The sequence below is a fragment of the Xanthomonas sp. NCPPB 901 genome, assembly GCF_056725085.1.
Genome location: NZ_CM161511.1, coordinates 1 through 23,631 on the forward strand (window position 1 = coordinate 1; position 23,631 = coordinate 23,631).

Annotated in this window: 23 protein-coding genes; 14 read left to right on the top strand and 9 right to left on the bottom strand. The window is 68.5% G+C overall.

What is annotated here, in order from left to right; all coding sequences use genetic code 11:
• The 12 genes from dnaA (at window position 1) to AC1PME_RS00060 (ending at window position 13,340) form a co-directional block, all read left to right on the top strand.
• Window positions 1-1,341, top strand: a complete 1,341-nt coding sequence (gene dnaA, locus AC1PME_RS00005) for a chromosomal replication initiator protein DnaA (protein ID WP_254459697.1) — start codon at window positions 1-3, stop codon at window positions 1,339-1,341.
• A gap of 274 nt (window positions 1,342-1,615) precedes the next feature.
• Window positions 1,616-2,716, top strand: coding sequence for a DNA polymerase III subunit beta (gene dnaN / locus AC1PME_RS00010; protein WP_254459698.1), 1,101 nt, complete (start codon window positions 1,616-1,618; stop codon window positions 2,714-2,716).
• A gap of 499 nt (window positions 2,717-3,215) precedes the next feature.
• Complete coding sequence (recF, locus tag AC1PME_RS00015) at window positions 3,216-4,316, top strand: DNA replication/repair protein RecF (protein WP_481096920.1); 1,101 nt, start codon at window positions 3,216-3,218, stop codon at window positions 4,314-4,316.
• 113 nt (window positions 4,317-4,429) lie between these two features.
• Entirely contained in the window at window positions 4,430-6,892 is a 2,463-nt protein-coding gene (gene gyrB, locus AC1PME_RS00020; protein WP_254459700.1) for a DNA topoisomerase (ATP-hydrolyzing) subunit B, read from the top strand.
• Window positions 6,893-6,970: 78 nt separating this feature from the next.
• Complete coding sequence (locus AC1PME_RS00025) at window positions 6,971-7,822, top strand: CPBP family intramembrane glutamic endopeptidase (RefSeq protein WP_307547451.1); 852 nt, start codon at window positions 6,971-6,973, stop codon at window positions 7,820-7,822.
• 68 nt (window positions 7,823-7,890) lie between these two features.
• Window positions 7,891-8,697, top strand: coding sequence for a M48 family metallopeptidase (locus AC1PME_RS00030; RefSeq protein WP_254459702.1), 807 nt, complete (start codon window positions 7,891-7,893; stop codon window positions 8,695-8,697).
• A 159-nt stretch (window positions 8,698-8,856) separates the two neighbouring features.
• Window positions 8,857-10,050, top strand: coding sequence for a tetratricopeptide repeat protein (locus AC1PME_RS00035; RefSeq protein WP_481096921.1), 1,194 nt, complete (start codon window positions 8,857-8,859; stop codon window positions 10,048-10,050).
• Window positions 10,051-10,202: 152 nt separating this feature from the next.
• Window positions 10,203-10,877, top strand: coding sequence for an energy transducer TonB (locus AC1PME_RS00040; protein ID WP_254459704.1), 675 nt, complete (start codon window positions 10,203-10,205; stop codon window positions 10,875-10,877).
• A gap of 96 nt (window positions 10,878-10,973) precedes the next feature.
• The gene (gene exbB / locus AC1PME_RS00045; RefSeq protein WP_254459705.1) at window positions 10,974-11,738 is read left to right on the top strand and encodes a TonB-system energizer ExbB; all 765 of its coding nucleotides are present in this window, start codon (window positions 10,974-10,976) and stop codon (window positions 11,736-11,738) included.
• A gap of 40 nt (window positions 11,739-11,778) precedes the next feature.
• A complete protein-coding gene (locus AC1PME_RS00050; protein WP_254459706.1) occupies window positions 11,779-12,204 on the top strand; it encodes an ExbD/TolR family protein in 426 nt (141 codons plus the stop codon).
• A gap of 3 nt (window positions 12,205-12,207) precedes the next feature.
• Window positions 12,208-12,621 (top strand): ExbD/TolR family protein, encoded by a 414-nt coding sequence (locus AC1PME_RS00055; RefSeq protein ID WP_010340665.1) that lies wholly within the window; start codon window positions 12,208-12,210, stop codon window positions 12,619-12,621.
• A gap of 311 nt (window positions 12,622-12,932) precedes the next feature.
• Window positions 12,933-13,340 (top strand): ExbD/TolR family protein, encoded by a 408-nt coding sequence (locus AC1PME_RS00060; RefSeq protein ID WP_254459707.1) that lies wholly within the window; start codon window positions 12,933-12,935, stop codon window positions 13,338-13,340.
• A gap of 201 nt (window positions 13,341-13,541) precedes the next feature.
• On the opposite strand, the gene AC1PME_RS00065 is transcribed toward AC1PME_RS00060, so the two are convergent.
• The 3 genes from AC1PME_RS00065 to cls all read right to left on the bottom strand — a co-directional run bounded on the left by AC1PME_RS00065 (window position 13,542) and on the right by cls (window position 16,145).
• The gene (locus AC1PME_RS00065; RefSeq protein WP_481096922.1) at window positions 13,542-14,294 is read right to left on the bottom strand and encodes a pyridoxine 5'-phosphate synthase; all 753 of its coding nucleotides are present in this window, start codon (window positions 14,292-14,294) and stop codon (window positions 13,542-13,544) included.
• 12 nt (window positions 14,295-14,306) lie between these two features.
• Complete coding sequence (locus tag AC1PME_RS00070) at window positions 14,307-14,573, bottom strand: hypothetical protein (protein WP_010340662.1); 267 nt, start codon at window positions 14,571-14,573, stop codon at window positions 14,307-14,309.
• A 99-nt stretch (window positions 14,574-14,672) separates the two neighbouring features.
• Window positions 14,673-16,145, bottom strand: coding sequence for a cardiolipin synthase (cls, locus tag AC1PME_RS00075; RefSeq protein ID WP_481096923.1), 1,473 nt, complete (start codon window positions 16,143-16,145; stop codon window positions 14,673-14,675).
• 382 nt (window positions 16,146-16,527) lie between these two features.
• Between cls and AC1PME_RS00080 the strand changes: the two genes are divergently transcribed.
• On the top strand, window positions 16,528-17,613 hold the full coding sequence (locus AC1PME_RS00080) for a PA0069 family radical SAM protein (protein ID WP_254459710.1): 1,086 nt from the start codon (window positions 16,528-16,530) through the stop codon (window positions 17,611-17,613).
• Between the two features lie 113 nt (window positions 17,614-17,726).
• On the opposite strand, the gene AC1PME_RS00085 is transcribed toward AC1PME_RS00080, so the two are convergent.
• From AC1PME_RS00085 to AC1PME_RS00110, 6 genes are all read right to left on the bottom strand, one after another.
• Complete coding sequence (locus tag AC1PME_RS00085; protein WP_254459711.1) at window positions 17,727-18,434, bottom strand: 2OG-Fe(II) oxygenase; 708 nt, start codon at window positions 18,432-18,434, stop codon at window positions 17,727-17,729.
• 349 nt (window positions 18,435-18,783) lie between these two features.
• Window positions 18,784-19,047, bottom strand: a complete 264-nt coding sequence (locus tag AC1PME_RS00090; RefSeq protein WP_254459712.1) for a hypothetical protein — start codon at window positions 19,045-19,047, stop codon at window positions 18,784-18,786.
• A 206-nt stretch (window positions 19,048-19,253) separates the two neighbouring features.
• Complete coding sequence (locus AC1PME_RS00095; RefSeq protein ID WP_481096924.1) at window positions 19,254-19,766, bottom strand: hypothetical protein; 513 nt, start codon at window positions 19,764-19,766, stop codon at window positions 19,254-19,256.
• Window positions 19,767-19,848: 82 nt separating this feature from the next.
• Window positions 19,849-20,172, bottom strand: coding sequence for a hypothetical protein (locus AC1PME_RS00100; RefSeq protein ID WP_307547468.1), 324 nt, complete (start codon window positions 20,170-20,172; stop codon window positions 19,849-19,851).
• Between the two features lie 281 nt (window positions 20,173-20,453).
• Entirely contained in the window at window positions 20,454-21,470 is a 1,017-nt protein-coding gene (locus tag AC1PME_RS00105) for a class 1 fructose-bisphosphatase (RefSeq protein WP_481096925.1), read from the bottom strand.
• Between the two features lie 119 nt (window positions 21,471-21,589).
• Window positions 21,590-22,075, bottom strand: coding sequence for a MarR family winged helix-turn-helix transcriptional regulator (locus AC1PME_RS00110; RefSeq protein WP_307547471.1), 486 nt, complete (start codon window positions 22,073-22,075; stop codon window positions 21,590-21,592).
• A gap of 50 nt (window positions 22,076-22,125) precedes the next feature.
• Here AC1PME_RS00110 and AC1PME_RS00115 point away from each other — a divergent pair, with 50 nt between their 5' ends.
• A complete protein-coding gene (locus tag AC1PME_RS00115; RefSeq protein ID WP_481096926.1) occupies window positions 22,126-23,610 on the top strand; it encodes an FAD-dependent oxidoreductase in 1,485 nt (494 codons plus the stop codon).
• Window positions 23,611-23,631: the final 21 nt, after the last annotated feature.

A 23,631-nucleotide genomic window follows, 5' to 3' on the forward strand; every position in this document is an offset into this window, starting at 1 on the left:
ATGGATGCTTGGCCCCGTTGCCTGGAACGTCTGGAAGCCGAATTTCCAGCCGAGGACGTTCACACTTGGTTGAAACCGCTGCAAGCCGAACAGCGCCATGACAACAGCATGGTGCTCTACGCCCCGAACGCCTTCATCGTCGAGCAGGTACGCGATCGCTACCTGCCGCGCATCCGCGAGCTGCTGACCTACTTCGCCGGCAGCGGCGAGGTGCTGCTGCAGGTCGGCTCGCGCCCGCGCGCGCCGGAACCGGCCGCGGCACCCGCCAGCGATCCGGCGGCCGCGCGCACGCCGGCGCCGCCGTTGCTGGAGCCGTTCGCCGGCAACCTCGATTCGCACTACACCTTCGCCAACTTCGTCGAAGGCCGCAGCAACCAGCTCGGCCTGGCCGCGGCGGTGCAGGCCGCGCAGAAGCCCGGCGACCGTGCGCACAACCCGCTGCTGCTGTACGGCGGCACCGGCCTGGGCAAGACCCACCTGATGTTCGCCGCCGGCAATGCCATGCGCGAGCAGAATCCGAACGCGCGGGTGATGTACCTGCGCTCGGAACAGTTCTTCAGCGCGATGATCCGTGCGCTGCAGGACAAGACCATGGACCAGTTCAAGCGCCAGTTCCAGCAGGTGGACGCGCTGCTGATCGACGACATCCAGTTCTTCGCCGGCAAGGACCGCACCCAGGAAGAGTTCTTCCACACCTTCAACGCGCTGTTCGACGGCCGCCAGCAGATCATCCTGACCTGCGACCGTTATCCGCGCGAGGTCGAGGGCCTGGAGCCGCGGCTGAAGTCGCGCCTGGCCTGGGGCCTGTCGGTGGCGATCGACCCGCCGGATTTCGAGACGCGCGCGGCGATCGTGCTGGCCAAGGCGCGCGAGCGCGGTGCCGAGATCCCCGACGACGTGGCGTTCCTGATCGCCAAGAAGATGCGCTCGAACGTGCGCGACCTGGAAGGGGCGCTCAACACGCTGGCGGCGCGCGCCAACTTCACTGGCCGCGCGATCACCACCGAGTTCGCCCAGGAGACCCTGCGCGACCTGCTGCGCGCCCAGCAGCAGGCGATCGGCATCCCCAACATCCAGAAGACCGTGGCCGACTACTACGGCCTGCAGATCAAGGACCTGCTGTCCAAGCGGCGCACGCGCTCGCTGGCACGGCCGCGGCAGGTGGCGATGGCGCTGACCAAGGAGCTGACCGAACACAGCCTGCCGGAAATCGGCGACGCGTTCGCCGGGCGCGACCACACCACCGTGCTGCACGCCTGCCGGCAGATCAAGCATCTGATGGAGACCGACGGCAAGCTGCGCGAGGACTGGGACAAGCTGATCCGCAAGCTCAGCGAGTAGTGCGACGGCCGCTGCGGAGGGCGCCGGATAAATCGGTGCATGACTTCGCGACAAATCCGGGAGAAACTGTGGATAACGCGCGACGCGGCGGCGACGGCAAAACTATCCACAGGTTTCCCCACCAGTTCCGGGGAAGTAGTACACGGGATTGGGAGCGTTAAAAATTCTTTGTTTTCAGTGGCTTGAGCTACATTTGCACCGAATTTCGCTCTACCATCACCACCAAGCTTTTGATTTATTCCACATCTTTTAAAGCATAGGGGCACGGAACCACATGCGTTTCACACTGCAGCGCGAAGCCTTCCTCAAGCCATTGGCGCAAGTCGTCAATGTGGTCGAACGCCGCCAGACCTTGCCGGTTCTGGCCAACTTCCTGGTGCAGGTGCACGGCGGCCAGCTGTCGCTGACCGGTACCGACCTGGAAGTGGAAATGGTCTCGCGCATTGCGGTCGACGATGCCCAGGACGGCGAAACCACGATCCCGGCGCGCAAGCTGTTCGAGATCGTGCGTGCCCTGCCCGACGGCAGCAAGGTCACCGTGTCCCAGTCCGGCGACAAGATCACCGTGCAGGCCGGGCGCAGCCGCTTCACCCTGGCCACGCTGCCCGCCAACGACTTCCCGTCCGTCGACGAAGTGGAAGCCACCGAGCGCGTGGTGGTGCCGGAAGCCGCATTGAAGGAACTGATCGAGCGCACCGCCTTCGCGATGGCGCAGCAGGACGTGCGCTACTACCTCAACGGCCTGCTGTTCGACCTGCGCGACCAGACCCTGCGCTGCGTGGCCACCGACGGCCATCGCCTGGCGCTGTGCGAGACCGAGCTGGAGAACGCCGGCGGCGCCAAGCGCCAGATCATCGTGCCGCGCAAGGGCGTGACCGAGCTGCAGCGCCTGCTGGAGGGCGGCGAGCGCGAAGTGGAGCTGGAAGTCGGCCGCGCGCACGTGCGGGTCAAGCGCGACGATGTCACCTTCACCTCCAAGCTGATCGACGGTCGCTTCCCCGATTACGAAGCGGTGATCCCGATCGGGGCCGACCGTGAGGTCAAGCTGGATCGCGAAATCCTGCGCGCGGCGTTGCAGCGTGCGGCGATCCTGTCCAACGAGAAGTACCGCGGCGTGCGCGTGGAAGTCTCCCCGGGCCAGCTGAAGATCAGCGCGCACAACCCGGAGCAGGAAGAAGCGCAGGAAGAAGTCGAAGCGGACACCAAGGTCAGCGACCTGGCGATCGGCTTCAATGTGAACTACCTGCTCGACGCGCTGTCCGCGCTGCGCGAGGAGTTCGTGGTGATCCAGTTGCGCGACGCCAACTCCTCCGCCCTCGTTCGCGAAGCCAGCAGCGCCCGCTCGCGCCACGTCGTGATGCCGCTGCGTCTCTGACATCCTCGTTTCGTGTTCCACGTGGAACACGCGCGAAAAGCGACCCGGCCTTGTGCCGGGTTTTCTTTTTTTGCCGTGCCAGGAAGCCTGGAAACCGCCGCAGTACGCAAGTTCATGCCGGCTAGGACGGTTGATGCAGATCCAACAGGCACGGATATGCCGTCGAGGGAAGCCCACCGCGCCCCGGATGGCCGCAGCATCGCCCGCGAAGCGAGTGGCATTCGAGCCGCCAGGGGCCTCGGGCTGACGATCGACGGGAAGAAGCCGCGACGCAGCGCGCCTTTACTCCCCGGCGTCCTCTGCTTTCGCGCACGTCTTCCGCCCGCGTCCGATGGCCCGCCCGGCCGCCTCCGTAGGCATCGCGGCAGGCCACGCAGTGGCTGGGTCCCGAACATGGCTGCCCTACCAACGCCTGACGGTCGTTTTGAGTATGCTGCCGCCCTGCCCTCAACCCCGATCTGCGTGCGCCCGGTGCGAGCGCCTTCGCCTCTATCCCCGCATGCACGTCTCCCGCCTCGATTTCCATCACCTTCGCCGGTTCGCGTCGCTCGAGCTGGCGCCCGCGCCCGGGCTGAACCTGATCACCGGCGACAACGGCGCCGGCAAGACCACCGTCCTCGAAGCCATGCACCTGATGGCCTACGGCCGCAGCTTCCGCGGTCGTGTGCGCGATGGACTGGTCAGCCAGGGTCAGGAAGCGCTGGACGTCTTCGTCGAATGGCAGGAACAGGCGGGCGACGCAGGCACGCCGCGTCGGCGTCGCGCCGGACTGCGCCACAGCGGCCAAGACTGGCGTGGACGTCTCGATGGCCAAGACGTCGCGCATCTCGGCACGCTGTGCGCAGCGCTCGCGGTGGTCACCTTCGAGCCGGGCAGCCATCTGCTGGTCAGCGGCGGTGGCGAGCCCCGCCGCCGCTTCATCGATTGGGGCTTGTTCCACGTGGAACCTGATTTCCTGTCGCTGTGGCGGCGCTATGCCCGCGCGCTCAAGCAGCGTAACGCCCTGCTCAAGAGCGGCGGCAGCGGCGCGGCGCTCGACGCCTGGGATCACGAACTGGCCGAGTCCGGCGAGCCGCTGACCTCGCGGCGCCAGGACTACCTGGATCGGCTGCTGCACCGCCTGCTCGCGCTCGCCCCGGGTCTGGCGCCGGCGCTAGGCATCTCCCATCTGCAGTTCGCGCCCGGCTGGCGCCGCCAGGAGGTGTCCCTGGCCGATGCGCTGTTGCTCAACCGCGAGCGCGACCGGCAGCTGGGCTATACCTCGGCCGGCCCGCATCGTGCCGACTGGAGCCTGAGTTTCGCCGAGATTCCCGGCCGCGACGCCCTGTCCCGCGGCCAGGCCAAGCTCACCGCCCTGGCCTGCCTGCTGGCCCAGGCCGAGGACTACGCCGAACAACGCGGCGAATGGCCGGTGATCGCCCTGGACGACCTGGCCTCTGAACTGGACCGCCACCATCAGGGCCGGGTGCTGGAGCGGCTGCGTGCCGGGCCGGCGCAGGTCTTCGTCACCGCCACCGAAACCCCGCAGGCGCTGGCCGATACCACGCTGCCGATCGCTCGGTTCCACGTGGAACATGGCCAGATCCTGGCCGTTTCCTAGGCCGCCGCGGGCCGGGCGGCCCGGGCTGCTATAATTTCCACCAATCCCCTATCCAGCGGCGCGAACCGGCCCCGGCCCGTCTTCGCCGCCTCGTGGAGCCTACGGCACGCGCAATGACCGACGAACAGAACACCCCGGCAAGCAACGGCAACTACGACGCCAACAGCATCACCGCCCTGGAAGGGCTGGAGGCGGTCCGCAAGCGGCCCGGCATGTACATCGGCGACGTCCATGACGGCACCGGCCTGCATCACATGGTGTTCGAGGTCGTCGACAACTCCATCGACGAAGCCCTGGCCGGGCACGCCGACCATGTCACGGTGACCATCCACGCCGACGGTTCGGTGTCGGTGTCCGACAACGGCCGCGGCATCCCGGTCGGCAAGCACGCGCAGATGAGCGCCAAGCTCGGCCGCGAGGTCTCGGCGGCCGAGGTGGTGATGACCGTGCTGCATGCCGGCGGCAAGTTCGACGACAACAGCTACAAGGTGTCCGGCGGCCTGCACGGCGTGGGCGTCAGCGTGGTCAATGCGCTCTCGGAGAAGCTGCTGCTGGACGTGTTCCAGGGCGGCTTCCACTACCAGCAGGAATTCAGCAACGGCGCGGCTGTGGCGCCGCTCAAGCAACTGGGCGAGACCACCCAGCGCGGCACCACCGTGCGCTTCTGGCCGTCGGTGGTGGCCTTCCACAACAACGTGGAATTCCACTACGACATCCTGGCCCGGCGCCTGCGCGAGCTGTCCTTCCTCAATTCCGGGGTCAAGATCGTGCTCGCCGACGAGCGCGGCGAGGGCCGCCGCGACGACTTCCACTACGAGGGCGGCATCCGCAGCTTCGTCGAGCACCTGGCGCAGCTGAAGACCCCGCTGCACCCGAACGTGATCTCGGTCACCGGCGAGCACAACGGCATCACCGTGGACGTGGCGCTGCAGTGGACCGACTCCTACCAGGAGACGATGTACTGCTTCACCAACAACATCCCGCAGAAGGACGGCGGCACCCACCTGGCCGGCTTCCGCGGCGCGCTGACCCGCGTGCTCAACACCTACATCGAACAGAACGGCATCGCCAAGCAGGCCAAGATCAACCTGACCGGCGACGACATGCGCGAAGGCATGATCGCGGTGCTGTCGGTCAAGGTGCCGGATCCGAGCTTCTCCAGCCAGACCAAGGAGAAGCTGGTCAGTTCCGACGTGCGCCCGGCGGTGGAAAACGCCTTCGGCGCGCGTCTGGAGGAGTTCCTGCAGGAGAACCCCAACGAGGCCAAGGCCATCGCCGGCAAGATCGTCGATGCCGCCCGTGCCCGCGAGGCCGCGCGCAAGGCGCGCGACCTGACCCGCCGCAAGGGCGCGCTGGACATCGCCGGCCTGCCCGGCAAGCTGGCCGACTGCCAGGAAAAGGACCCGGCGCTGTCGGAGCTGTTCATCGTCGAGGGTGACTCGGCGGGCGGCTCGGCCAAGCAGGGCCGCAACCGCAAGAACCAGGCGGTGCTGCCGCTGCGCGGCAAGATCCTCAACGTCGAGCGCGCGCGCTTCGACCGCATGCTGTCCTCCGACCAGGTCGGCACGCTGATCACCGCGCTGGGCACCGGCATCGGCCGCGACGAGTACAACCCGGACAAGCTGCGCTACCACCGCATCATCATCATGACCGACGCCGACGTCGACGGCGCGCACATCCGCACCCTGCTGCTGACCTTCTTCTACCGGCAGATGCCGGAGCTGATCGAGCGCGGCTACGTCTACATCGGCCTGCCGCCGCTGTACCGGCTCAAGCAGGGCAAGCAGGAGCTGTACCTGAAGGACGACAACGCGCTCAACGCCTACCTGGCCAGCAGCGCGGTCGAAGGCGCGGCGCTGGTCCCGGCCAGCAACGAGCCGCCGATCACCGGCGCAGCGCTGGAGAAGCTGCTGCTGCTGTTCGCCAGCGCCAACGAGGCGGTGGCGCGCAATGCGCACCGCTACGACCCGGCGCTGCTGAGCGCGCTGATCGACCTGCCGCCGCTGGACGTGGCCCAGCTCGAGGCCGAGGGCGAGGCGCATCCGAGCCTGGAGGCGCTGCAGGCGGTGCTCAACCGCGGCAGCCTGGGCTCGGCCCGCTACAGCCTGCGTTTCCAGCCGGCCAACGCGCAGCGCCCGGCCACCCTGCTGGTCGAGCGCCGGCACATGGGCGAGGAAACCACCTACGTGTTGCCGATGGCGGTGTTCGAGAGCGGCGAGCTGCGGCCGCTGCGCGAGGTCGCGCTGGCGCTGAACGGGCTGGTGCGCGAGGGCGCGCAGATCGTGCGCGGCAACAAGACCCAGGCGATCACCAGCTTCGCCCAGGCCTACGCCTGGCTGTTCGAGGAGGCCAAGAAGGGCCGCCAGATCCAGCGCTTCAAGGGCCTGGGCGAAATGAACGCCGAGCAGCTGTGGGAGACCACGGTGAATCCCGATACGCGCCGCCTGCTGCAGGTGCGCATCGAGGACGCGGTTGCCGCCGACCAGATCTTCAGCACCTTGATGGGCGACGTGGTCGAACCGCGCCGCGACTTCATCGAGGAGAACGCGCTGAAGGTCGCCAACCTCGACATCTGACCGCGGCGGCGGCCGCCCCGGCCCGTGCCGGGGCCGGCTGCCCTCCGTGCCTTCCGCCCGCTTCCGCGCAGGACCGCGATGACCGCACCGCCGCCGTTGCCCGCCGCTCCGCTGTCTTTGTCCTCCCCGCCGGCGCCGACCCGTCCGCGCCGGCCGATCCTCGGTTTCTTCCTCGACGTGCTGCTGGCGGCGGTGGTGCTGCTGGCGGTGAGCGTGCTGTGCGGCCTGGTCTGGGGCGTGCTGCGCGGCTTCCAGCTGGCCATGCAGCTGAAGGCGCAGGGCATTCCCGCCGATCGCCTCGCCACGCTGGTCGCGCAGCAGGTCGGCCAGCCCGGGGCGCTGGCGCAACTGCTGATCGCGCTGGTCAGTACCCTGTCCGCGGCACTGCTGCTGTACTTCCTGCGGCGTCCGGCCAGCGCCGCCGAGCGCCGTGCCTCGTGGCAGGCCGCGCGCACGCCGTCGACCTGGGGCTGGGTGCTGCTGGTCGCGGTCGGGGTGTTCGTCGGCAGCGCGGCGATCTCCGCGGTGTCGGCGCAGATCGGCGTCAAGCCGGTGCCGACCAACCTGCCGCTGATGCAGGAGGCGATGGCGCAGATGCCGCTGTTCCTGTGCGTGTTCGCGGTGCTGATCGCGCCGGCCTACGAGGAACTGCTGTTCCGCCGCGTGCTGTTCGGGCGGCTGTGGGATGCGGGCCGGCCGCGGCTGGGCATGCTACTCAGCGGCGCCGCCTTCGCCCTGGTGCACGAGGTGCCCGGGACCACCGGCAACGGCCTGGCCGAGACCGCGCAGCTGTGGCTGGTCTACGGCGGCATGGGCGTCGCGTTCGCCTGGCTGTACAAGCGCACCGGCACCTTGTGGGCGCCGATCGCCGCGCACGGGCTCAACAATGCCATCGCGGTCGCCGGACTGTACTGGTTTGGCGCAACCTGAAGGTTTGTTTGACGAAATGTTAAGACGCGTCACCCCACACTGCGACGCGTGTTAGGAGGGGGGACCGTATGAAGCAAGGGGTACTTGGCGCATCGCTCGCGATGCTGCTGGCAGCATGTGCGACGACGACGTCGCCAACCGGGCGCACCCAGGTCGTGGGGGGCATTTCGCAGCAACAACTCGACCAGATGGGCGCGCAGGCGTTCGCCGAAGCCAAGGCCAAGGAACCGCTGGACACCGATCCCAAGCGCAATGCCTACGTGCGCTGCGTGGTCAACGCGCTGGTCGCGCAGCTGCCCGCGCAATGGCGCGGCACCGGCTGGGAAACCGCGCTGTTCAACGACAAGGAACCCAACGCGTTCGCCCTGCCCGGCGGCAAGGTCGGGGTCAACAGCGGCATCTTCAGCGTGGCCAAGAACCAGGACCAGCTCGCCGCCGTGCTTGGCCACGAAATCGGCCACGTCATCTCGCGCCATCACGAAGAACGCATCACCCGCCAGCTCGGCGCGCAGGCGGGGCTGAGCGTGATCGGCGCCCTGGCCGGCGCACGCTATGGCCAGGGCGCGGCCGACACCATCGGCCAGGTCGGCGGCATGACCGCGCAGACGCTGTTCCTGCTGCCGGGTTCGCGCCAGCAGGAAACCGAGGCGGACGTGGTCGGCCAGCGTCTGATGGCGCAGGCCGGTTTCGATCCGGCGCAGGCGGTGGACCTGTGGAAGAACATGATGGCCGCCGGCGGCCAACGTCCGCCGCAATGGCTCTCCACCCACCCCGATCCCAGTGCCCGCATCGGCGAGCTGCAGCGCGACGTCGCCGCGCTCGAACCGGTGTACGCGCAGGCGCGCAGCGCCGGCAGGACGCCCAAGTGCGGCTGAGCCGGCCGTCGTCCCCGCGCCTGTCGTCGGCACTGTCACAGAAAACGCATCCAAAAACGTTTTCACGGCGTACAGGTTTCTGATAGGTTTGCTGGCTCGGCCGAGGGATGGCCGCTCCGTCTTCCGTGCCGCTCCGGGCGGTTTCCACCGAGGTGACCCATGAAATTCCGCATCCGCAAGCAAGCGTTGTTGTCCCTGGTGATCGCCTCCGCCCTCGGTGGCGCGGTGGTGACCGATGCCGCTGCGCAGAGCGATCGCACCGACCATCGCTCCTCGCGCAACGCGAAGAACGAGAAGGCGGCGGTGCTGTTTCCGAATGCCGACCGCAAGGAGCCCAACGGCAAGCCGTCCTCCAAGGTGGGCAGCAAGCTGCAGAAGCTGATCGACACCTACAACAAGGGCGAGGACTACGCGTCGGTGCGCGCCCAGGCCGACGAGATCCTGGCCAACGGCGGTGCCAACGACTACGACAAGTCGGTCGCCGCGCAGCTGGCCGCGCAGGCCGCCTACAACCTCGACGACAGCAAGGCCGCGCAGGCGTACCTGAAGCAGGCGATCCAGCTCAACGGCCTGGACAACAACGGCCACTTCCAGTCGATGCTGATGCTGGCGCAGCTGCAGCTGCAGGACGACCAGACCGCCGAAGGCCTGGCCACGCTGGACAAGTTCCTCGCCGAGTCCAAGTCGACTCGCCCGGAAGACCTGATCCTCAAGGGCCAGGCGCTGTACCAGGCGCAGCGCTACCAGGAAGCGATCCCGGCGCTGAAGCAGGCGATCGCCGCATCGCCGGATCCGAAGGACAGCTGGAACCAGCTGCTGATGGCGTCCTACGCCGAAGCCGGCCAGACCGGCGAAGCGGTCAAGGCCGCCGAGGCGCTGGCCGCCAAGTCGCCCAACGACAAGAAGGCCCAGCTCAACCTGGCCAGTATGTACATGCAGGCCGACCAGATGGACAAGGCCGCGGCGGTGATGGACAAGCTGCGTGCTGCCGGTCAGCTGACCGACGAGAAGGAATACAAGCAGCTGTACTCGATCTACGCCAACACCGAGGGCCACGAGAAGGACGTCATCGCGGTCATCAACGAAGGCATGCAGAAGGGCATTCTGAAGCCGGACTACCAGACCTACCTGGCGCTGGCGCAGTCGTACTACTACACCGACCAGCTGCCGCAGGCGATCGAGAACTGGCAGAAGGCCGCGCCGCTGTCCAAGGACGGCGAGACCTATCTCAACCTGGCCAAGGTGCTGCATTCGGAAGGCCGTGTCGCCGAAGCCAAGCAGGCGGCCCAGCAGGCGCTGGCCAAGGGCGTCAAAAAGCCCGAAGACGCGAATAAGATCATCAACCTGAAGTAGCACGCAAAAAAAGCCCCCGAAGACCAGTGCTGAAAGTAGTGCAGGTAACAGGGATTGGTATAAGCTTGGAGGTTCCTGCGGTGTCATCACCGCGTGAACTTGGGTTCCGCTCCCCAGCGAAATCCGCCCCCCTTTAATCGAGTCATTGGCGCATGACGGAACAATTGGTCATCCATCGGCATTACGACAAAGATGACGCCTCCGGCCTCAGCTGGCCGCGCATCATCGGTATTGCCTTCGTAATCGCGCTGCACCTCGCAGCGCTGATGTTGCTGCTGATTCCGGCCGTGGCGCCCAAGGCGGTCGCGGAGAAGGAACGCAACATCATGGTCACCCTGGTGGACGCACCGCCGCCGCCTCCCCCGCCGCCGCCGCCGCCGCCGAAGCCGCCGGAGACCCCGCCGCCGCCGGTGAAGAACCTGGCGCCGCCGAAGCCGACCCCGCTGCCGCCGCCGCCGGAAGCCCCGGTGATCGACGTGCCGGAGCCGCGCCCGAACGACATCGCCACGCCGCCGTCGCCGCCCGCGCCGCCGGCCGCACCGTCCGACATCAGCGCTAGCGTCGATATCTCGTCGAAGAACATGAACCCGCCGAAGTACCCGCCGGCTGCATTCCGGTCGGGCGCGCAGGGTGAAGTGATCTTGATCATCGATGTCGATGCCAGTGGTAACGTCACGAACGTTGCCGTCGAGAAATCCAGCCGCAACCGCGACCTGGACCGCGCCGCCATGGAAGCAGCGCGCAAGTGGCGGTTCAATGCCGCTGTCGTCAATGGACAGAAGACCGCCGGCCGCGTCCGCGTCCCGGTCAACTTCGCGCTGAACTGATACAAAGGTCCGCGGGCCGGCGCACCGCCGGTCCGCACGGCCTGTCTACTCTTTGCACCACCCTCATCACCACCACACACAACAAAGGTAAGCGTCATGCTGCAGGAAATTTTCATCGCCGCTGCTGCGGGGGGCAACAACGCATCGAACGCCCTGTCGCAGATGGGCTTCGAGCACCTGATCACCGAAATGACCTCCAAGCCGGGTGACTTCGCCGTCTCCTGGGTGGTGCTCATCACCCTGATCATCATGTCCGCCTCGTCCTGGTACTGGACGATCATCAACATCTTCCGCGCCACCCGCCTGAAGAGCCAGGCCGACCGCGTCACCAGCCTGTTCTGGGACACCCCGAACGCGCAGGACGCCATCCGTGCGATGGAAGAGCAGCCGGCCTCCGAGCCGTTCTCGAAGATCGCCCTGGACGCTGCGCAGGCCGCCGCGCACCACCAGCGCGCCGAAGCCGGCACCGGCACCGGCCTGGGCGAGAGCCTGAGCCGTTCGGAGTTCGTCGACCGCGCCCTGCGTCAGGCCGTGACCCGCGAAAGCACCAAGCTGCAGTCGGGCATGACCCTGCTGGCGACCGTCGGTGCGACCGCGCCGTTCGTCGGTCTGCTGGGTACCGTGTGGGGCATCTACGGCGCGCTGATCAAGATCGGTGCCACCGGCTCCGCCTCGATCGACGCCGTGGCCGGCCCGGTGGGTGAAGCGCTGATCATGACCGCGATCGGTCTGTTCGTCGCGATCCCGGCCGTGTTCGCCTTCAACTTCTTCAGCAAGGTCAACAGCTCGGTGATCGCCAAGTTCGACACCTTCGCGCACGACCTGCACGACTTCTTCGCCACCGGCTCGCGCGTTCGCTGATCCCGGCTAAGTCGTCCACGCAACGTTAACGGAGCCCGTTATGGCTTTCAGTAGTGGAAACAGCGGCGGCCCCATGGCCGACATCAACGTCACGCCCCTCGTGGACGTGATGCTGGTGCTGCTGATCATCTTCATCATCACGGCACCGCTGATGTCCCACAAGGTCAAGGTGGATCTGCCCCAAGCCAACTTGAAGCAGGATCCGGACAAGGACGACAAGCGTTCGAATCCGATCACGCTGGCGGTCAAGGAAGACGGGTCGCTGTACTGGAACGATGAGCCGATCTCCAAGGAAACCCTGGAGTCGCGCTTCTCGACCGCTGCACAGCAGACCCCGCAGCCGCCGCTCAACCTGCGTGGCGACCGCACCACCAAGATGCGCACGATCAACGAGATCACCAAGATCGCGCAGGGTCAGGGCATGCTGGACGTCGGCTTCGTTGCGACCAAAGAGAAGGGGAACTGAGCCATGGCGTTCAGCTCAGGAGGCGGCCGTGGTCCCATGGCCGACATCAACGTCACGCCGCTGGTCGACGTGATGCTGGTGCTGTTGATCATCTTCATCGTGACCGCGCCGATCATGACCTACCCGATCGACGTGGATCTGCCGCAGCGGGTCATCAACCCGCCGCCGCAGTTGCGCGATCCGCCGCCGCCGATCGATCTGCGGATCGATGCGTCGAACCAGGTGTTCTGGAACAACAGCCCGGTGGCGGTGAGTGCGCTCCCGCAGATGATGGAAAACGAAGTCCAGCGCGATCCGACCAACCAGCCGGAACTGCGCATCGACGCCAATCCGGATTCCGAGTACGAAGTGATGGCCAAGGTGCTGGCCGCCGCCAAGAACTCGGACATGAAGAAGATCGGCTTCGTGCAGCAATAAGCTTCAACGCAATACGCTTTACCGCAATACCTCAGTCATGACGCGACTGCAAACGCCACCGGCAACGGTGGCGTTTTTTTATGCACGCGTGGGTGCGGCTGCATTTGCCCGGTACGCCTGCGGTCGAACGCGGCGGAGCGACGCACCGCCCGATCCGCCGGATCCGCGGATGTCCTCCGACCGGGCGGCCCTGCCCGTTCCCCGCCGCCGCGAGCCTGCGAGCCGACGCCATCCTCGTCGCCGCCCCTCGCGCACCGCTGCGGCACGGGTGTAGGCTGGTGGCGCGACACCACACCCACAGGAGGCTGGCCATGGCGTTCAGTGCTGCAGGGAATCGGGGACCGCTGGCGGAGATCAATGTCACCCCGCTGGTCGATGTGATGCTGGTGCTGTTGATCATTTTCATCGTCACCGCACCGATGCTGACGCGGACGATCACCATGGACCTGCCGCAGCACACCACCGCGCCATCGCGGCCGTTGCCGCCGCCCGACCCGATCCAGCTGCGCCTGGACGCCTCGGGTCAGTTGTTCTGGAACGCCGCGCCGTTGCCCTTGCGCGATCTGCAGCCACGCCTGCAGGAGGCGATGGCGCAGGCCAGCGACAATCCGCCTGAGTTGCGCATCGATGCCAGCCCGGATGCGGACTACGATGCCATGGCCAAGGTGCTGGCGGCGGCGAAGAACGCCGACGTACAGCGCATCGGCTTCGTGCAGTAACAGGCGCCCCGCGATGCGACGCCATCGTCGCCGGTGGCGTCGTGCGCACAGGCACTGCTCGCGTCGCTCCGCTTGGGAGGGCGCAAGACGCACGTTGATCGGATTGCGCGGATCGCGGCCCCCCTCGCGGATCGCGACCGCTGCGCCTGCGAAGAGCGCAGGATTCCCAGGGGAGCGCCTGCCCCGCGCTGTCGGCTTCGCTCAGCGGACGCCGGCCAGCACCGCCAGATACGCCTTCACCGTGGCATCGAGCCCGGCGTACAGGGCTTCGCTGATCAGTGCGTGGCCGATCGACACTTCCAGCACCTGCGGCACCGTCGCCAGGAACGCGCCGAGATTGGCCTGGGCCAGGTCGTGGCCGGCGTTGACGCCGAGCCCGGCCGCCTGCGCGCGGCGTGCGGCGGCGGCGAACGGCGCTGCCGCGGCGCTGTCGCCCTGCTCCCACGCGGCGGCATAGGGGCCGGTGTAGAGCTCGATGCGGTCGGCGCCCAGTTCGGCCGCCACCGCCAGGTCGGGATTGTCGGCATCCACGAACAGGCTGACCCGGCAGCCCAGCGCCTTCAGTTCGGCGATCAGCGGGCGCAGGCGCGCACTGTCGCGGCCGAAGTCGAAGCCGTGGTCGGAGGTCAGTTGGCCGTCGCTGTCCGGGACCAGGGTGGCCTGCGCCGGGCGCGCCTGCGCGCACAGGGCGATCAGCCCCGGATAGCCGGGCCGCGGCGGCGCGAACGGGTTGCCCTCGATGTTGAATTCGACGCCGCGCTCGCCGGTCAATGCGGCCAGCGCCAGCACGTCCTCGGCATGGATGTGGCGCCGGTCCGGGCGCGGGTGCACGGTGATGCCGTGCGCGCCGGCGTCCAGGCAGGCGCGCGCGGCCTCGAGCACGCTGGGCAGGTCGCCGCCGCGCGAATTGCGCAGCACCGCGATCTTGTTGACGTTGACGCTGAGCTTGGTCATCGCCGGCGCCGCTTACGGCGCCGCGGCGTCGTCGCTGGCGGCGGCCGCGGCGCGGCGCGCCTCGGCCTGCTCGCGCAGCCGGCGCAGTTCGGCCGGATCGATCATCGGCATCGCGTCGCGCTGGCTGGCGTCGCCGATCTTGGCCACGTACCAGCCGCGCGCCCAGGCCAGCAGGAAGGCCAGGGCGGCCAGCAGGCTCACCACCAGCAACCACATGTGCGGCGTCGTGAACGCCAGAACGAACGCACCCAGCGCGAGCGGCAGAAAGAGCCAGTACATGACGATCTCCCCAAGGATGGCGCAGTGTAGCGCCGGCGGGCGTGCCGGTTCCACGTGGCGCCGCGCAGCCCGGGTGCAGGGGCGCCGCGCCGGCCGCGGCTACAGCAGCGGCGAGGTCAGCCGCGCCACCGCCTCCGGCAGCCGGTAGCGCCACAGCGAGCGCTTGCGGTCGTCGCGCACGCGCACCGCGTTGGCCATCTCGCCCTCCAGCAACTCGGTCAGTTGCCGGGTCAGCCCACGGTCGCGGAACAGCGTGGCCACTTCGAAATTGAGCCGGAAACTGCGGTTGTCGAAGTTGGCGCTGCCGACCAGGCACAGGTCCTCGTCGGTGACCAGCGCCTTGGTGTGCAGCATGCGCGGGCCGTACTCGTAGATCCGGACCCCGGCCTGCAGCAGTTCGTCGAAGTACGAGCGCGCGGCCAGCGTCACCAGCCGCGAGTCGCTGCGCTTGGGCACCAGCAGGCGCACGTCCAGCCCGCCCAGCGCCGCCGAGGTCAGCGCCATGCGCGCGGCCTCGCCAGGCACGAAGTACGGCGTGACCAGCCACACCCGCCGCTGCGCCTCGTAGATCGCCGCCACCTGCAGCCGGTGGATGCTCTCCCACGACGAATCCGGCCCCGACACCAGCACCTGCGCCTGGATCGTGCCGTCGGCGCGGCTGGGCATGTCGCTGGGCCAGATCCGCGCCATGTCGAAGGCGTCGCGGCCCTGCCGGGTGGCGTACAGCCAGTCTTCCACGAACACCAGTTGCAGGCTGCGCACCACGTGGCCTTCGCAGCGCAGGTGCAGGTCGCGGTAGGCATCGGCGCGCAGTGCCTCGTTCTCTTCGTCGGTGACGTTGATGCCGCCGGTGAAGGCGATGCGGCCGTCGATCACCACGATCTTGCGGTGGGTGCGCAAGTTGACCCAGGGCCGCTTGAACTTGAACGGCCGCAGCAACTGGGTGGGATGGAACCAGGCCACCTCGGCGCCGGCCTCCAGCAGCGGCCGCAGGAAGCGCTTGCGCACCTGCGAGGAGCCGACCGCGTCCAGCAGCAGGCGCACCCGCACGCCGGCGCGGGCGCGTTCGACCAGCGCGTCGCGGATGCGCGTGCCGGTGCGGTCGGGATTGAAGATGTAGTACTCCAGATGCACGTGGTGCTGCGCGGCGCCGATGTCGCGCACGATCGCCTCGTAGGTGGCCGCGCCGTCGACCAGCCACTGCACGGCGGTGGCCGAACTCGGCGCCAGGCCGGTGGTGGCCTGGGCGATCTTGGCCAGCTCCGTGCAGTCGGCGTCCGGCGGGCACACGCTGCTGTAGTGCTCCATGCCCGAGCGCGAGCGGCCGCGGCGCAGGCGCTGCCGCTTCACCTTCTGCGGGCCCAGCAGGTAGTAGATGATGAAGCCCAGGTAGGGCAAGGCGGCCAGCGACAGCACCCAGCTCAGCGTCGCCGCCGGTTCGCGCTTCTGCAGCACGATCCAGCCGCTCAGCCACAGGATGTACAGCAGGTAGGCGGCGGTGAGATAGGCGCCGATGTGCGGGATGCCGGTCAGCCGGTCCCAGGTGTTCTGCAGAGTTGCGATCACGAGCATCGACGGATTCTAGAGGGTGGCGTGGCGATTGCGGCGAACGCGCTGCCGGCCCGGCGTCCGTGACCGGTCGGATCGCCCGCGCAGCTGCCTAGCGTGCCGACGCGACCCGCACCGCCGACCAGCGCAGGAATGCAAGGGGTATGACACGCGTTGGCGGCAACCGCGTGACGCCAAGGTGTCGGCGTTCGCGCGCGCCCGTGGCGAGATTCCGATTCGACAAGCCGCGGCGGCGATGTGGCGCGGCGGGCGGCGGCGCTGCCGACGCGTTCGCTGCCTGCGTCCGCTGCGGCCCCGGCGATGCCGCATGCGTCGGCCTGAAAGATTCAGTGCGGCGGCAGGCGCCGTCGCATCCGCCGAGACGGTCGGCGCGTAGCCTATGCCGATGAGCACCGCCATCAAGGGCCGCGGCGCCGGCAGCCATCTGCCCGGCCGCTTCGAACGCACCGTCAGCCAGGCCGAGGACGACGGCTGGCATCCCGACGACAGCGAGGAATTCGCCGAACCGCGCCTGCGCACGCAGGTGAGCGAGGAGACCGCGCGCAGCATCATCAGCCGCAACCAGTCGCCGGACGTGGGCTTCTCGCAGTCGGTGAACCCCTACCGCGGCTGCGAGCACGGCTGCAGCTACTGCTTCGCCCGTCCCAGCCACGCCTATCTGAACCTGTCGCCGGGGCTGGACTTCGAGACGCGGCTGTTCGCCAAGACCAATGCGCCGGAACTGTTGCGCCGCGAACTGGCCAAGCCGGGCTACGTGCCCAGCCCGATCGCGCTGGGCATCAACACCGACGCCTACCAGCCGATCGAACGCAAGCTGCAGCTGACCCGGCGCCTGATCGAGGTGTTCGCCGAGACCCGCCACCCGTTCTCGCTGATCACCAAGAACGCGCTGGTCGAGCGCGACCTGGACCTGCTGGCGCCGCTGGCCCGCGACAACCTGGTCAGCGTGCATTTCTCGGTGACCTCGCTGGACCCGCGGCTGTCGGCCCGGCTGGAGCCGCGCGCGTCGGCCCCGCATGCGCGGCTGCGCGCCATGCGCACCCTGCACGAAGCCGGGGTGCCGGTCGGGGTGATGGTGGCGCCGGTGATCCCCTGGATCAACGACCACGCGCTGGAAGCGGTGCTGGAGGCGGCCCGCGACGCCGGCGCCGAATCGGCCGGCTACGTGCTGCTGCGCCTGCCGCACGAAGTGGCGCCGCTGTTCCGCGATTGGCTGCAGGCGCACCATCCCGACCGCGCCGCGCACGTGATGAGCACGGTGCAGCAACTGCGCGGCGGCAAGGACTACGACAGTACCTTCGGCAAGCGCATGCGCGGCGAAGGCGTGTACGCCGACCTGCTGGCGCGGCGCTTCGCGCTGGCGCACAAGCGGCTGGGCTACGCCGCGTTCTCACGCCGGCAACTGGACTGCAGCCGCTTCGTCAAACCGCTGCCGCCACGACCGCCATCGCCGCAGGGCGAGTTGTTTTGAGCGGGGATTGGGGAGTCGGGATTGGGGAGTCGTAAACGCGGCACGGCGCGCCCGCCGCCATCGCACTCCAACTGTCAGGAACGCCGCTTTGACGACTCCCCATTCCCCATTCCCTACTCCCGGCCGTACAGCGCCTGCGCCGACTGGAACAGGATCCAGCTGGTGGCGATGAACTTGTCGCCGCGTTGCGGGCGGTTGCCGCGGTGGGTGTGGGTGAAGGCGGTCGGGGCGATCAGCAGGCTGCCGGCGCGTGGGGCGATCTTGCGGCGCTGGAACAGGAACTCGGTTTCGCCTTCCTCGAAATCGTCATTGAGGTACAGGGTCCACAGCAGGTGCCGGTGCAGGGTCTCGGCACCGGGATCGCGCGGGTACAGTTCGCAGTGCCAGTACGGATAGCCGCCCTCGCCCGCCTGGTACCACTGCAGGTTGATCGCGCCCGGACGCAGGCAGGTGCGCACCAGGTTGGACAGCGCCGCGTCGTCGAGCAGGGCGAAATCCTCGGCGCTGAGCCGGTGCGGCTGGCCGTCGGCGCCAGGCACCTGCAGCATCAGCGGCGAGATCAGCGTCTGCGGGTACTTGCGCAGGTAGCCGAGCAGCCCGCCGAACACCGCTTGCTGCAATCGCTCCTCCACGTCGCGCCACGGCTCCAGGCCGCTGATGCGCAGGTCGCGGCTGCGCTTGAGCTCGGGAAACACACCGCTGCCGACCTCGCCGGGCCGCAACTGGGTGCTGCCGCGCAGGCGCCGCAGGATGACCGCACAGTCCTCACGGGACATGGCGCCCTCGAATACTTCGATGAAATCGGGATGCGTGTCGGACATCGCGCGACCTTACCAGCGATTCCGCGCCGCCGCAGCCATGGGCGACGCCGGATGCGACAGCGGGCGTCGCGTCGATGCCAGCGTGTGCGGGAGGCGATGCATCCGGGCGCGTCGTCGCGGGGGTATTCGTTCGCCCGCCGCGGTCGCGCCCGGCGCGTCCCACGGCGATCATGATCAGGGCCGCGGCGGCGCGGACGGATTGACCTTGCACAGATCACGGCCCTGCTGGCGGCGGTCTGGAGGGTGCCGGCACGCCTTTTCGGGATCCTCGGCAGAACGCCGCCACTGGAATCTGCCCTGACCCGCGATCGCGCGTCGACCAGATCGCCCGCGCGGGTGGTGCCGGTGGCTACGGGGGCGCAGGGTTGCCGCGGATCGCGATGCCCAGCAGCACCAGCCATACCGCCAGCGCCAGCAGCGTGGGCAGTTCGAAGCGGCTGGAGTTGTACAGGGTGAAACTGCGGGCGGCGAAGAACAGCAGCGTCCACAGCGCCAGGTTGATCAGCACGATCCGCCGCCGCCAGCGGTGACGGGTGAACAGCGCGATGACGGTAGGCATCAGCGCGACCGGGGCGGTGGCGAAGAAGAACAGCACGACGAGGGTCTGGTTCATGGGGTTCCTCCCGCCCGGTACGACCAGGTGCACGCGACGACCGCCGGCGGTCGTCGCGCTCGCGCGGGCCGCCACACTGCCGCTACCCTACCGCAGCCACTGCGCCAGGCAACCGCGGACGCAGCGGCGGCGGTGCACATCAGGGGGACGTCGCGGCGGACGGATCTGTCATCCAACAGGATGCAAGCGAAGGCCTGGAGGCGACCTCAGTGCGCCGCACTCGCTGGCCAGACCCGATCGACCAGGGCGCCGACCTCCATCGGCGACTGCTCGCCTTCGGCGGCACGCTGCCAGGCCGCTGGCGATGGACCTTGGCGCTCGGTCGGCGGCGCGTCCCACAGGGTGACGTCGAGCGCGAACACCACCACACCGCCCTTGGCCTGGAACGGCGGCACGCGCTCCAGTGCCGTGACCAACGTGTTCGCCGCCGCATCGGGAAGTGCGGGTGCCAGATCCAGCCAGATCCTGGAACGGCCTCCGGGGCGGACGGCCACCGCCACGAAGCCGGCGGCAGGCCGGGGCGTGCCGACCCGCGCCAGTTCGCGCGACGCCGCGGCGTTCAGCGCCTTCACATACGCCGCCAGCGCTTCGACGTTCTCGGCACGCTCGCGCATCACCGAGTCGGGCTGCAGCAGCCTCAGGTTCTGCATGCGAAAGGGTTCGGCCGCCGACAGCAGGCCGCTCCACACCACCACCACCAGCATCAGGCACCAACGCATCGGGAACCTCCTTGTTCGGCGCGGTCGTCGCATCCTGCCGTATCGCCGCGCACCCGCCCAGGGGCGCGGCGAGCGTGCGCGATCAGTACAGCAGATCGACGTAGTGGATCTTTTTCGCGCCGAAGCCGCCACAGCCCTCGCTGGTCGTGAACTGCAGCACGACCTGGGTCCTGGACGTGGCGGCGGAGAGGATGGCCGAGTACTTCTCCTTGGCGATGGTATCCGCGGAAAAATCGATCACCCAGCGCCCGTCCGAGGCGCACTCGTTGTTGGTCGGCTGGTTCTCCAGCCAGACCGAGGCGTAGTTGGATTCGACCACGACGCGGGTGATCTTCCCTTGTTGCGTGGTGTCGGCACAGGCGACACCCGAGACGAGCAGCAGCAGCAGCCCGAAGACACGTTTCATTGCACTTTCCCTGTTTGAGTTCTTTACCGGCATCGGCGCCATCGCGACAACGCAACGCTCGAGCCGAGACGCCACCCTGGAGCGACGGTTGCCGTTCCAGAACGATCTCGCCGAGTCGCACCACGCCGCCTGCAGCGGCCTCCCCTTTGCACCCACCGCGGCGATGCGGCGATGCGGCGATGCGGCGATGCGGCGATGCCACGCCGACTATACGGCAGCGCTGGCGACAGCCGTCATCGTCCGGGATCGCCCGGACGCACGACTGTCGCACCACCGCACACTCAGCCTTGGCGGCTGTCGTGCTCCAGGTGATACCGCACCGCCTCGGCCACTTCGTTCCTGGAGCCGAGGAACACCGGCACGCGCTGGTGCAGCTGTTCCGGCTGCAGGCCGAGGATGCGTGCGCGGCCGGTGCTGGCGGCGCCGCCGGCCTGCTCCACCAGCATGCCCATCGGGTTGGCTTCGTACATCAGCCGCAGCTTGCCGGCCTTGCCCGGGTCCTTCTTGTCCCACGGGTAGATGAAGATGCCGCCGCGGGTGAGGATGCGGTGCACGTCGGCGACCATGCTGGCAATCCAGCGCATGTTGAAGTTCTTGCCGCGCACGCCTTCGCTGCCGGCGAGCAGGTCGGCCACGTACTGCTGCATCGGCGCTTCCCAATGGCGCTGGTTGGACATGTTGATCGCGAACTCGGCGGTGTCCTCGGGGATGCGCATGTCGGCCTGGGTCAGCAGGAAGCTGCCCTCCTCGCGCTCCAGGGTGAAGGCGTGGGTGCCGTGACCCAGGGTCAGCACCAGCATCGTGCTGGGGCCGTAGATGCAGTAGCCGGCGGCGACCTGCGCGGTGCCCGGCTGCAGGAAGTGCTCATCGCCGGGCTTGTCGGTGCCCGGCGGCGCGCGCAGCACCGAGAAGATGGTGCCGACCGAGACGTTGACGTCGATGTTGGAGCTGCCGTCCAGCGGATCGAACAGCAGCAGGAAATCGCCGCTGGGGTACTTGTCGGGTACCGGCTGGCTGTGGTCCATCTCTTCCGAGGCGCAGGCGGCGAGGTGGCCGCCCCAGGCGTTGGCCTCGAGCAGGATGTCGTTGCTGAGCACGTCCAGCTTCTTCTGCGCCTCGCCCTGCACGTTGCCGGTGCCGGCATCGCCGAGCACGCCGCCCAGCGCGCCCTTGCTGACCGCGATGGAGATGCGCTTGCAGGCGCGGGACACGATCGTGATGAGCTGGCGCAGTTCCGGGCCGATACGCCCGGCATGCTGTTCTTCGATCAGGAAGCGGGTCAGCGACGTTCGCGACATGGGCAGGACGGCCTTGCGTGAGAAGGGGACCGCCATTGTCGCGGGTTGCGCCGCGGATTTCGATGCGCCGTGATGCGCGCGCGTCGAAACGCCGCGTAGCGGCCGACGCGCGCGTGCCGCTATGGCGTGCGCTCGCCGGCTTCGAGGGCGGCGGCGAACTTCGCCATCAGCCGCACCAGATCCGTCACGTCCTGCGGCGCCCAGGAGGCGAAGATCCGCCGGCCGATGCGCTCGCGCGCCGCATCCAGACGGTCGGTCATGTCCTTGCCCTTGGGGGTGACCGTGGCCTCGCGCAGGCGCCGGTCCTGCGCGTTGCCGCGGCGCTCGACCAGCGCCATCGCCGCCAGCTTGGCGACCTGGCGGCTGATGGTGGTGTAGTCGCGGCCCAGGCGCTCGGCCAGGTCCACCACCCCGATCGGCCCGAACCGCTCGATCACCACCAGCAGCCGGAACAGCGCCTGGTCCAGGGTCACGCCGGCTTCTTCCAGCAGCCGCGCGTCGTTGCGCGGGCGGTTCATCACGCTGGCGATGCCGACCATGGACAGGTGCAGCGACTTCAGTTCGGGCGAAATATGTGTATCTTGCACCTTCTTATCGGTGGGCATATCGTTCTCTCCAGTTGAGTGCATTTTGCACATTTTTGGAGCCTGCAGCGATGACGATGTCCCCCGAGGTGGTGATCTGCGGTGCCGGCGCGGCCGGTTTGACCCTGGCGATCGAACTGGCCCGCCGCGGTGTCGCGTTCCGGCTGCTGGAACAGCGCGACCAGCCCTTCCCCGGCTCTCGCGGCAAGGGCATCCAGCCGCGCAGCCAGGAGATGTTCGAGGACATGGGCCTGATCCACCGACTGTTCGCCGCCGGCGGCCTCTACCCGGTCTTGCGCACCCATCGCGCCGACGGCAGCTGGGTCGACACGGTCGTGGTGGAAGGCGGTCCCGCCACCCCGGCCGAACCGTACCGCAGCCCGTTGATGGTGCCGCAGTTCCTGACCGAAGCGGTGCTGCGCGCGCGCCTGTCGGAACTGGGGCGCCAGGTGGAGTTCGGCCACGCCTTGCTCGATGTCGCGCAGGACGCCGAGGGCGTCGCCGTGCGCGTGGCCACGCCGGCCGGCGAGCAGACCATCGCAACGCGCTACCTGATCGGCGCCGACGGCGGCCGCAGTGCGGTGCGCCGCACGCTGGACATCGGCTTTCCCGGCCAGACTCTGGGCGCGCGCGCCGTCGTCGCCGACATCGTGCTGCACGGGCTGCCGCGCGAGGCCTGGCATTCCTTCCACGAGGACGACACGGCGCGGCGCATTTCGCTGTGCCCGCTGATGGGCACAGCGCTGTTCCAGCTGCAGGCGCCGGTGCCGCCCGACGACGAGGTGGACCTGTCGGTCGCGGGTCTGGCGGCCATGCTGCGCGCGCGCACCGGCCGCGAGGACCTTGTGATCGAACGCGTCTGCTGGGCCTCGGTGTACCAGATGAACGCGCGCCTGGCCGATCGCTACCGCGCCGGGCGCGTGTTCCTGGTCGGCGATGCGGCGCACATCCATCCGCCGACCGGCGGCCAGGGGCTGAACACCAGCGCGCAGGATGCGTACAACCTGGGCTGGAAGCTGGCCGCGGTGCTGCGCGGCGCGCCGGCCGCCCTGCTCGACACCTACGAAGAAGAGCGGCGGCCGATCGCCGCCGCGATGCTGGGCCTGTCCACGCGGTTGCTCGATCGCGCCCGCCACGGCGACCAGCGGCGCGGTCGCGAGGTGCAGCAGCTCGACCTGCACTACCGCGATTCGTCGTTGTCGCTGCAGGCCGACGCGGGCGAGCGCAGGATTCAGCCCGGCGACCGTGCGCCGGACGCGCCCCTGCGCGGTGCGGGCGGGCAGCCGCTGCGGCTGTTCGACGTCCTGCGCGGTACCCACTGGACCCTGCTCGGCTATGTCGCCGATCGCGCTCTCGCTCCCGCGTGCCGTGACCTGCACGTGCACATCATCGGTTCCGCCGCGGAACTGCGCGATGCGCACGGTCACTTCGCCGACGCCTACGCACCGCACCCGGGCGAGTGGCTGTTGGTGCGGCCGGACGGCTATGTCGCCGCACGGGTGGCGACCCCGCACCTGGCGGCGCTGATCGGCCATTTCCAACGGCACGCGGGGTGATCTGCGCTGGCATGCCTGCGC

Coding starts and splice junctions, on each gene's coding strand:
- cls (WP_481096923.1), bottom strand. CDS start 16,145: ATGCTCGTGATCGCAACTCTGCAGAACACCTGGGACCGGCTGACCGGC.
- AC1PME_RS00035 (WP_481096921.1), top strand. CDS start 8,857: ATGAAATTCCGCATCCGCAAGCAAGCGTTGTTGTCCCTGGTGATCGCC.
- AC1PME_RS00115 (WP_481096926.1), top strand. CDS start 22,126: ATGACGATGTCCCCCGAGGTGGTGATCTGCGGTGCCGGCGCGGCCGGT.
- AC1PME_RS00025 (WP_307547451.1), top strand. CDS start 6,971: ATGACCGCACCGCCGCCGTTGCCCGCCGCTCCGCTGTCTTTGTCCTCC.
- AC1PME_RS00040 (WP_254459704.1), top strand. CDS start 10,203: ATGACGGAACAATTGGTCATCCATCGGCATTACGACAAAGATGACGCC.
- recF (WP_481096920.1), top strand. CDS start 3,216: ATGCACGTCTCCCGCCTCGATTTCCATCACCTTCGCCGGTTCGCGTCG.
- AC1PME_RS00050 (WP_254459706.1), top strand. CDS start 11,779: ATGGCTTTCAGTAGTGGAAACAGCGGCGGCCCCATGGCCGACATCAAC.
- AC1PME_RS00055 (WP_010340665.1), top strand. CDS start 12,208: ATGGCGTTCAGCTCAGGAGGCGGCCGTGGTCCCATGGCCGACATCAAC.
- dnaN (WP_254459698.1), top strand. CDS start 1,616: ATGCGTTTCACACTGCAGCGCGAAGCCTTCCTCAAGCCATTGGCGCAA.
- exbB (WP_254459705.1), top strand. CDS start 10,974: ATGCTGCAGGAAATTTTCATCGCCGCTGCTGCGGGGGGCAACAACGCA.
- gyrB (WP_254459700.1), top strand. CDS start 4,430: ATGACCGACGAACAGAACACCCCGGCAAGCAACGGCAACTACGACGCC.
- AC1PME_RS00070 (WP_010340662.1), bottom strand. CDS start 14,573: ATGTACTGGCTCTTTCTGCCGCTCGCGCTGGGTGCGTTCGTTCTGGCG.
- dnaA (WP_254459697.1), top strand. CDS start 1: ATGGATGCTTGGCCCCGTTGCCTGGAACGTCTGGAAGCCGAATTTCCA.
- AC1PME_RS00105 (WP_481096925.1), bottom strand. CDS start 21,470: ATGTCGCGAACGTCGCTGACCCGCTTCCTGATCGAAGAACAGCATGCC.
- AC1PME_RS00090 (WP_254459712.1), bottom strand. CDS start 19,047: ATGAACCAGACCCTCGTCGTGCTGTTCTTCTTCGCCACCGCCCCGGTC.
- AC1PME_RS00080 (WP_254459710.1), top strand. CDS start 16,528: ATGAGCACCGCCATCAAGGGCCGCGGCGCCGGCAGCCATCTGCCCGGC.
- AC1PME_RS00095 (WP_481096924.1), bottom strand. CDS start 19,766: ATGCGTTGGTGCCTGATGCTGGTGGTGGTGGTGTGGAGCGGCCTGCTG.
- AC1PME_RS00060 (WP_254459707.1), top strand. CDS start 12,933: ATGGCGTTCAGTGCTGCAGGGAATCGGGGACCGCTGGCGGAGATCAAT.
- AC1PME_RS00065 (WP_481096922.1), bottom strand. CDS start 14,294: ATGACCAAGCTCAGCGTCAACGTCAACAAGATCGCGGTGCTGCGCAAT.
- AC1PME_RS00030 (WP_254459702.1), top strand. CDS start 7,891: ATGAAGCAAGGGGTACTTGGCGCATCGCTCGCGATGCTGCTGGCAGCA.
- AC1PME_RS00085 (WP_254459711.1), bottom strand. CDS start 18,434: ATGTCCGACACGCATCCCGATTTCATCGAAGTATTCGAGGGCGCCATG.
- AC1PME_RS00100 (WP_307547468.1), bottom strand. CDS start 20,172: ATGAAACGTGTCTTCGGGCTGCTGCTGCTGCTCGTCTCGGGTGTCGCC.
- AC1PME_RS00110 (WP_307547471.1), bottom strand. CDS start 22,075: ATGCCCACCGATAAGAAGGTGCAAGATACACATATTTCGCCCGAACTG.